The 8,490-nt window shown below is 74.3% G+C and carries 9 protein-coding genes and 1 pseudogene; 2 read left to right on the forward strand and 8 right to left on the reverse strand.

What is annotated here, in order from left to right; genetic code table 11:
• From ACZJYS_RS20490 to ACZJYS_RS20500, 3 genes and pseudogenes are all read right to left on the reverse strand, one after another.
• Nucleotides 1-728: HvfC/BufC family peptide modification chaperone (locus ACZJYS_RS20490; RefSeq protein ID WP_493180144.1), on the reverse strand; the 728-nt coding region annotated here is incomplete at its 3' end.
• Entirely contained in the window at nucleotides 725-1,516 is a 792-nt protein-coding gene (gene bufB / locus ACZJYS_RS20495; protein WP_493180145.1) for an MNIO family bufferin maturase, read from the reverse strand. The genes ACZJYS_RS20490 and bufB, both read right to left, overlap by 4 nt.
• Before the next feature lie 37 nt (nucleotides 1,517-1,553).
• Nucleotides 1,554-1,652, reverse strand: a pseudogene (locus ACZJYS_RS20500) (hypothetical protein); the annotation flags it as partial.
• Between the two features lie 170 nt (nucleotides 1,653-1,822).
• Between ACZJYS_RS20500 and ACZJYS_RS20505 the strand changes: the two are divergent.
• Entirely contained in the window at nucleotides 1,823-2,371 is a 549-nt protein-coding gene (locus ACZJYS_RS20505; RefSeq protein WP_493180152.1) for a sigma-70 family RNA polymerase sigma factor, read from the forward strand.
• Nucleotides 2,368-3,006, forward strand: a complete 639-nt coding sequence (locus ACZJYS_RS20510; RefSeq protein WP_493180146.1) for an NrsF family protein — start codon at nucleotides 2,368-2,370, stop codon at nucleotides 3,004-3,006. The genes ACZJYS_RS20505 and ACZJYS_RS20510 overlap by 4 nt, the downstream gene beginning before the upstream one ends.
• Nucleotides 3,007-3,025: 19 nt before the next feature.
• Here the strand turns inward: ACZJYS_RS20510 and ACZJYS_RS20515 are convergent, their stop codons facing one another.
• The 5 genes from ACZJYS_RS20515 to ACZJYS_RS20535 form a co-directional block, all read right to left on the reverse strand.
• Nucleotides 3,026-3,751: a prephenate dehydrogenase/arogenate dehydrogenase family protein gene (locus tag ACZJYS_RS20515; protein ID WP_493180147.1), complete on the reverse strand. Its 726-nt coding sequence runs from the start codon at nucleotides 3,749-3,751 to the stop codon at nucleotides 3,026-3,028.
• A 249-nt stretch (nucleotides 3,752-4,000) separates the two neighbouring features.
• Complete coding sequence (locus tag ACZJYS_RS20520) at nucleotides 4,001-5,413, reverse strand: dipeptidase (RefSeq protein ID WP_493180148.1); 1,413 nt, start codon at nucleotides 5,411-5,413, stop codon at nucleotides 4,001-4,003.
• A gap of 27 nt (nucleotides 5,414-5,440) precedes the next feature.
• The gene (locus ACZJYS_RS20525; RefSeq protein WP_493180149.1) at nucleotides 5,441-6,202 is read right to left on the reverse strand and encodes an N-acyl homoserine lactonase family protein; all 762 of its coding nucleotides are present in this window, start codon (nucleotides 6,200-6,202) and stop codon (nucleotides 5,441-5,443) included.
• Complete coding sequence (locus ACZJYS_RS20530) at nucleotides 6,199-6,966, reverse strand: SDR family NAD(P)-dependent oxidoreductase (RefSeq protein ID WP_493180150.1); 768 nt, start codon at nucleotides 6,964-6,966, stop codon at nucleotides 6,199-6,201. Before ACZJYS_RS20530 ends, ACZJYS_RS20525 begins: the two co-directional genes overlap by 4 nt.
• A partial coding sequence (locus tag ACZJYS_RS20535; protein WP_493180151.1) for an ABC transporter substrate-binding protein occupies nucleotides 6,966-8,490 on the reverse strand: 1,525 nt, incomplete at its 5' end. The genes ACZJYS_RS20530 and ACZJYS_RS20535, both read right to left, overlap by 1 nt.

Genomic DNA, 8,490 nt, shown 5'->3' on the forward strand with positions numbered 1-8,490 from the left:
GAGGGCAGGTCGAGGCCGGGATGCCCGGCGAGCGCCTGCCCGGCGGCCTCGCCCAGCGGCCGGCCCGCCGCCAGGGCGCGGGCGAGGGCCACCCCCCCGGGCGGCAGGCGGTGCACCAGCACGGCCTGGTGCGGCCGTGTCACCAGCGCCGCCTCCGGCTGCCAGGCGGAGAGGGGCCCGAGCGGCATCTCGCCCACCTGCATCGCCCAGATCGTCACCACCGGCTGCGCCGAGGCCAGCAGCCGCAGCGCCGGATGGGGCCGCAGCACCCGCCGCTCCAGCCCCGCATCGGCGCCGGCGAGGGCGGCGAGGGAGAGCGGCGGCGCATCGGCGGCATGGAAGGCGCGGGCGCGCGCATCCTCCAGCCGCAGCAGGTCCGGCAGGTAGGGCAGCGCGGCGGCGGGCGGGAAGCCGGCCACGAAGCGCGGGAAGCCGCCGCCATAGGCCAGCATCACCGGCGAGCGCGGCGGGTGGCGGCGGGCATAGGCGGCGGCCATGGCGGCGAAGAAGGCCTCGCCCACCACGGCCTGCCCGGCCGGGTAGCGCGCGGCCAGCGCCGCCACCAGCCCGGATACCACGTTGTTGCGGTGGACGGCGAAGCGCCGCTCCGGCGCCTCGCCCGGCAGGGGGCGCAGCGGCGCTGGCAGCGGTGCCGCCGGGTCCAGCAGCGCGGCGGCGAGCGGCGCCGTCGAGGCGTCGGCCGGCGGCGGGGGCAGGGAAGCGTTCATGCCGCCCGCCGTGTCCGGGCCGGTTGCAGCAGCGCCTCGGCCCGTGCTGCCTCGCGCAGCAGCACCGGCCAGGGCGGCACGTCATTGTCCCACTCGATCAGCGTCGGCAGCGGGCCGGTCGCCTCCAGCAGGCGGGCGTAGAGCGCCCAGACCGGGTCGGCCACCGGTGCGCCATGGTCGTCGATCAGCAGCGGCGGCCCCGACTCCGGGCCGGTGGCGGCGGCATGGCCGGCGAGATGGACCTGCCGCACGGCGTGCAGCGGGAAGCATGCCAGCTCGGCCGCCGGGTCGGCGCCGCGGTTGCGCGCGGCGACGTAGAGGTTGTTCACGTCAAGCAGCAGGAAGCAGCCGGTGCGGCGGGCGACTTCCGCGAGGAACACGCCCTCCGGCATGGTCTCGCCGGCGAAGGCGACGTAGCTGGCCGGGTTCTCCAGCAGCATCGGGCGGCCGAGCGCCGCCTGCACCGCGTCCACATGGTGGGCCACCCGCGCCAGGGTCTCGGGCGTGTAGGGCAGCGGCAGCAGGTCGTTGTAGTAGATCTCGCCATGGCGGGACCAGGCGAGGTGCTCGGAAAAGCTCTCCGGCGCGTAGCGGGCGCAGAGCCGGCGCAGCCGCGCCAGATGCGCCCGGTCCGGCGGCGCCATGCCGCCGATCGAGAGGCCGACGCCATGCAGGGAGAGCGCATGGTCCTGGCGCAGCCGGGCGAGCTGGGCGTGCGGCGCGCCGCCTTGGCCCATGTAGTTCTCGGCATGCACCTCCAGGAAACCCACCGCCGGCGGCGCAGCCATTCTGCCCGGCCAGGGCGACGCCGTAGCATTTCTCGGTGGCGGCCTGCTGCGCGGCGGCCGGGGCGGCGCCCAGCGCCAGGGCCGTGCCGAGCGAGCCGAACAGCGCGAGGGCGAGGGTGGAGGAGGTGGAAGCCATGGGTCTGTCTCCGTGGTCGGCGGGGCCGGAAGCGGCCCACGGAGGCGATTACGGCGCGCCGGACCCCGGCATTACACGGCACGGCGGCGGAATATTTTCCCGGCGCCGCGTAACGTCCCGCCCCTGGGCGCCGAACGGAGGCAGGCGCATGCAGCACAGGGGAGGCCGGGCTGACGGAGGATGAGGAATGGTCCGGCTGGATGCAGGCCGGCCTGGCCGGCGACGCCGCGGCCTACCGGCGCCTGCTGGAGGCGCTGACGCCGGTGCTGCGGGCGCGGGCGCGGCGCGGCTTCCAGCGCGCCGGCCTGCCGCCGGCCGAGGCGGAGGACGTGGTGCAGGAGGCGCTGCTGGCCATCCACCTGAAGCGCCACAGCTGGGACAGCGCGCGGCCGCTCGGGCCGTGGCTGGCCGCCATCCTGCGGCACAAGCTGGTCGACGCGCTGCGCCGCCGGCCCGCCGCGGCGCATGTGCCGATCGACGACCTGCTGGAGATCCTGCCCGCCGAGGCACCACCCGAGCCGGCGCGCGGACACGAGCTGGACCGGCTGCTGGCGCAGCTCGGCGCCCGGCAGCGGGACATCGTCCAGGCCCTCACGGTCGAAGGGCTTTCCGCGCGGGAGGCGGCGCAGCGCCTCCGCATGTCCGAGGGCGCGGTGCGCGTCGCCCTGCACCGGGCGCTGAAGACCCTGGCCCTGCTCACCGGAAGGCAAGCCGCATGAACACCACAGAGCTCATCAACGCCCTGGTGCAGGACCAGGCGGCGCCGCGCTGGCGCCTGCCCGACGCGCTGCGCATCGGGCTGGCGGCGGGGGCGGTGCCGGCCGCGCTGGCCGTGCTGCTGTGGCTGGGGCCGCGCGCCGGCCTGCTGGCGCTGCTGCCCACCGCGCCGCTACTGCTGAAATTCGCCACCACCCTGGGCCTGGCCCTCTGCGCCCTGGCGCTGACGCTGCGCCTGGCGCGGCCCGATGGCACGCCCGGCGCCTGGCCCTGGGGCCTGGCGGCGGTGGCGCTGCTGCTGGCGGGCGGCGTGGCGCTGGAACTGGCCCTGGCGCCGGCGGCCGAATGGGGCGCCCGGCTGCGCGGACAGAACGCCCTGGCCTGCCTGATCCTGGTGCCGCTGCTGGCCCTGCCGCCGCTGGCCGGGCTGCTGCTGGCGCTGCGCCAGGGCGCGCCGCGCCGGCCGGGGCTGAGCGGCACCCTGGCCGGGCTGGCGGCCGGCGGCGTGGCCGCCGCGCTCTACGCCCTGCACTGCGTCGACGACAGCCCGCTCTTCCTGGCGATGTGGTACGGGCTGGGCATCGGCTTCACTGGCCTGCTGGGCGGTCTGGCCGGCCGGATCTGGCTGCGCTGGTAGCGGGCGCCGCGCGGCAGGCTCAGGCGGCCAGCGCCGCCGGCGGCGCGCCGAGCACCGCCGCCATCCGCTCCCGGAGCTGCGCCTTCACCTCCTCCACGAAGGGGTTCTCCTCGGTGATGGTGCGGAACAGCGCCTCGGAATCCTGCGAGACCATGGCGGTGGCGCGCATCAGCTGATCGAAGCTGCTGGTGGTGTGGGGCAGGGGCGGCATCTCCAGCCCCGCCACGACGCGGCCCAGCAGATGCGTCAGCCCCTGCACCCAGGCCATCTGCCGGTCATGCGCCTCCGGCGTCATCACCACCACCTCCAGCCCGAGGCGGCGCAGCATCCGCCCCGCCAGCCGCCCGCGCGCGCCGGCGCCGGGGCAGAGCACCAGCCGCAGCCCGGCGATGCCCTCCCTCCCGCTCTGCGGCCCGAACAGGGGATGGGTGCCGAGGATCTCCACATGCGCCGGCAGCAGGGCGCGCAGCGTGGCGAGCGGCCGCACCTTCAGCGAGCAGACCTCCACCACCAGCGCGTTGGGGCGCAGATGCGGGGCGATGGCACGCGCCGCCTCGGCCAGCCGCGCCACCGGCACGGCCAGCACCACCACGGGCTGGCCGGCGGCCTCCGCCAGGGTGGCGCCGCCGGGCCGGGCCGGATCGTGCCCATGCACGGCGAAGAGCTTTTCGAGGTGAGGCCGGGCGAAGGCGCCGAAGGCACCGAGGCCGATCAGGCCGAGAGACGGAAGCGGGGAGGGAGACATGAAAACCTCGGGCTGGGCTGGGCGCCGACGCCGAGGGGATGCTCCTGAAACACACATGCCGCCCGGCGGCGGCATGGTTCGATCTGGCAGGGTCGACCGGGCCGCTCTCTATGGAGAGAGCGGATAATAGGATCGCAGCGAGGGCGCGGCCTTGGTCATGGGCCGACCTTGCGCCCCCGCCGCGAGGCCTGTCAAGCGGCGGGCGGTTTGCGCCGGGGGATCAGATAACTGGCGCCTTGCGCCGGGGGATCAGATGACTGGCGCCCTGCGCCAGGGCGCGAAGGATGCCGCCTCCCGCTCGCCGAGGCGGGAGAGCAGGGCGGGCCAGCCGCGCAGCCCTTCCTCCAGCGAGGCGAGGCGGAAGAACTCGTTGGGCGCGTGCACATCCTCGTCCGGCATGGCGTAGCCGAACATCAGTGTGTCGATGCCCAGCATCTCCTGGAAGATGCCGGTGATGGGCAGGGTGCCGCCGATGCGCGCCCGCGCCGGGGCACGGCCCGCGGCCTCGCGCACCACCGCCTCGGCCGCCACGAGCAGCGGGTGGCCATCGGGCAGGGTGGAGGAGGGGGAGTTGCCGCCGGGCGGGCTGAATTCCAGCACCACCCCCTCCGGGCAATGCGCCTGGAGATGGTCCACGATACGCTGCCGCGCCGCGTCCGGGTCCTGCCCCGGCACCAGGCGGGCGGTGATCTTGGCATGGGCCTCGGCGGCGATGACGGTCTTGCTGCCGGCCCCGGTGTAGCCGCCCCACATGCCGTTCACGTCGATCGAGGGGCGGAGGGTGATGCGCTCCCGCACGCTGTAGAGCGGGTCGCCATGCGGCAGGGCCTGCGGGCCGGCGTAGAACGCGGCCTCGTCGCCGGCGAGCTCGGCGGCGTCCGCCCGGTCGCGGTTGGTCAGCGGCGTGGCGTCGCTGTCGAAGCCGGGCACCTGGATGCGGCCCTCGGCGTCGTGCAGCGTGGCGACGAGGCGGGCCAGCTCATGGATGGCGTTGCGCACGGCACCGCCATAGCGGCCGGAATGCATGTCCTTCCCCGCCGAGCGCAGCGTCACCTCCAGCTTGCACAGCCCGCGCGAGCCGGTGTTCAGCGTCGGGATCGTGGTGCTGGCGCGGCCGCCATCGGCCGAGAGCACGGCATCGGCCGCGAGCAACTCCCGGTGCGCCTCGATGATGCGGCGGATGCTGGGGCTGCCCGTCTCCTCCTCGCCCTCCAGGAAGAACTTCACGTTGACGGGGCAGCCGCCCTCCACCGCCAGGAAGGCGCCGATCGTCTCCACCGCGATGAGGGTGGAGCCCTTCACGTCCGAGGCGCCGCGGGCATAGAGCCGGCCGTCGCGGATGCTGGGCTCGAAGGGCGGCGTCACCCAGAGGTCGAGCGGATCCGGCGGCTGCACGTCGTAATGGCCATAGACGACGATCGTCGGCTTGCCGGGCGCGCCGAGCCATTCGCCATAGACCGCCGGCTGGCCGCCGCCATCGAGCAGCCGGACATTCTGCAGCCCCAGCGCCTCCAGGCGTTGCAGCAGGAAGTCCCGCGTGGCGCGCATCCCCTCGGCATAGGCCGGGTCGGTGCTGACGCTGGGCAGGCGCAGCAGCGCCATCAGGCGGTCGAGGATCGCATCCTTCTGCGAAATCAGATGGTCGGCGACGGCTTGGCTCATCGTGTCACTCTTCTTCGTTGCTGTCGGTCACAGGGGCGCCACGAAGCCTTCGGCGCCGTCGCTCACGGCGGGGTCGTGCGAGGGGATGACCAGCTCCGGCGCGTCGGCCAGGGCCAGCACGCGCTCGAAGGCGGCCAGTGCGTCGCCCACATGCCAGAGGGCGGGGAAGGGCACGCGCCGCTCCAGATGCGCGCGCAGCGCCACCGTGTCGCTGGCCAGCACCATCCAGCCGCGCGCCGTGCGCAGCCGGACGAATTGCAGCCCGTCCGTGTGGCCGCCCGCATGGTGCAGCTCGAGGCCGGGGAGCAGCTCCACCACCCCGTCATGCAGCGCCAGGCGCCCGGCATGGAGCAGCGCGGTGTGGGCGGCGATGTCCTCCGCCCGGTAGCCGGCGCGCAGCACGGCGTGGCGCATGGCGGGGCCGTTCACATAGGCCATCTCCCGCGCCTGCATGTGGAAGGTGGCGGCGGGGAAGAGGCCGGGCTGCCCGGCATGGTCCCAGTGCAGATGCGTCTGCACCACATGCCGCACCACGCCCGGCTCCACGCCGAGCCGCGCCATGGCAGCGGGCAGGGTGCCGTCGGTGGGCTTGCCGAAGGCGGCGCAGGTCTCGGGGCTGGCGGCGGTGTCCATCGCCACCCAGCCCTGCGGGCCGCGCAGCAGGTAGGCGTGGTAGGCGAAGGGGGTCGGTGCATCGCCGCCCGCCCCTCCGAGGAAGGTCTGCGCCGCGCGCCGCGCCGGATCGCTGGCGAAGCGGATGGCATAGGCCTGCCACACCGCGCCGCTCATGGCCGCTGCCCCATCAGCGAGAGCCCGCCATCCACGGTGACGGTGCTGCCGGTGACGTAGGCCGCGAGGTCGCTGGCGAGGTAGAGGATGGCGCCCGCCACATCCTCCGGCGTGCCGGTGCGGCCGGCGGGGATGAGGGCGAGCTTCGCCGGGCGCCAGGCCGGGTCCTGCCGCGCGGCGCGGTTGAAGTCGGTCTCGATGGTGCCGGGAGCGACGAGGTTCACCGTGATGCCATCGGGCGCCAGTTCCAGCGCCATCTGCCGGGCGAGCTGCATCAGCCCGCCCTTGGCGCTGCCATAGGCCACGAGGCCGGGATTGGGCATCCACTGGTTCACCGAGGAGGTGAAGACGATGCGCCCGCCCTGGCCCGCCGCCCGCATCAGCCCCGCCGCCTCCCGGGCGAGGGCGAAGGCGCCGCCGAGATTGACGGCGTGGACGCGGGCGAACTCGGCGTCCGTCGTCTCGGCGAGCGGCTTGCGCAGCAGCATCCCGGCATTGCTCACCAGGATGTCGAGGCCGCCCAGCGCCTCGGCCGCGCGGTGGGCGAGGCCGGCGGCCTGCGCCGTGTCGCCGATATCCGCCTGCAGCGAGGGGCCGCCGGTCTGTTCGGCAAGGGCGGCGGCGGCCTCCGGCTCGGCATGGTGGTGGATGGCCACGCGCGCGCCGGCCCCGGCCAGCAGCAGCGCCGCCGCGCGGCCGATGCCCTCCGTGCCCGCGCCGGTGACGAGAGCGCGCCGGCCCGAGAGATCGATGGCGAGCGGCATCAGCGCGCCGGGGTGATTTCGATGGCGAGTGTCTCCTCGTCGGCGCGTGGGGTGAAGCCCACCTTGTCCGCGCGCCCCGCCCACACCGCCTCGAAGGTGAGGATGGGGATGATGAGGTTCTCGGCCATGGTCTTCTCCATCACCTCCTCCAGCAGGGCGCGGCGCTGGCCTTCGTCGAGGGTGCGGCGGGCGCGCTGGATCAGCCCGTCCAGCGCCGGGTTGCCGATGCCGGAGTAGTTGATGGCGCCGAGGCCGAGTTCCTTGTTCGGGGTGTGGACCTGGCTGGTGAGGAAGTAGCTGCTCTCGCCCGTCAGGCTGCCCCAGCCGGCGGCGTGCAGCGGCCATTCGCGTCGCGCGCGGGCGGGGAAGAAGGTGGCGCGCGGCTGGGCGTTGAGATCGACGCGGATACCGGCACGCTGCAATTGCTGCGCCGCCGCCTCGCAGATCTTGCTGTCGTTGACGAAGCGGTCATTCGGGCAGGCGAGGCTGGTCTGGAAGCCGTTGGGGTAGCCGGCCTCGCGCAGCAGGGCGCGGGCGCGCTCCAGGTCGAAGCGGGCGGGCGCGATTTTCTCCGAGTGGCCGAAGAAGCCCTCCGGCACCGCCTGGTTGGCGACGCGCGCGCGCCCCTCCATCAGCCGCTCCACGATGGCCGTGCGGTTGAGGGCGAGGGAGACGGCCTCGCGCACCTTCGGGTCCTTCCACGGGTTCTTCGCCAGCGGCTGCCCCTGCGTGTCCCGCGTGCCGGCGAGCGGCTCCTTCTCCAGCTCGGGGAACAGCATGTAGACATAGGCGGAGGGGCCGCTGAACACGCGCAGCCGCCGCGCGCCCTCGGTCTTCTCCAGCCGCGCCACGTCCTGCAAGGGAACAGCGTTGATGAAGTCCACGTCGCCGGCGAGCAGGGCGCCGACGCGCGCGCCGTCGCTCGGGATGGGGCGGAAGGTGACGCGCGACCAGGCGGGCGCCGTGCCGTGATAGGAGGCGTTGCGCTCCAGCACCAGCGGCTGCCCCGGCTGCCAGGAGGCCAGACGATAGGGCCCGGTGCCGATCGCCGCCGCGCCGCTGTTGAACTCGCCCGTGCTGCGCACCCCCTTGGCCGAGGAGAGGATGAAGATGTTGGAGAGGTTGACCGGCAGCAGCGGCACCGGCCCGTCGGTGAGGAAGCGCACCGTGCGGGCATCGACCACCTGCACCTCGCGGATGCCCTGGATGTAGGTGGCGTAGCTGTTCGGGTTGCCCTGCACGCGCGTCACGCGCTCGATGGTGAAGCGCACATCCTCGGCGGTCAGCGTGCTGCCATCGTGGAAGGTGACGCCCTCGCGCAGGCGGAACTCCCAGGTGGTGTCGTCCACCGCCTTCCAGGATTCCGCCAGCGACGGGCGGAGCTGGAGCGACGGATCGCGCGAGAGCAGCGTGTCGTAGATGTTGCGCAGCGCCGAGGTGTTGGTGCCGAGCAGGTTGAACTGCGGGTCCATCGTGCCCGGCTCGCCCTGCATGCCGATGGTCAGGCTCTGCGCCGCGCCCTGG

It is taken from the genome of Roseomonas sp. TS2, assembly GCF_058833935.1.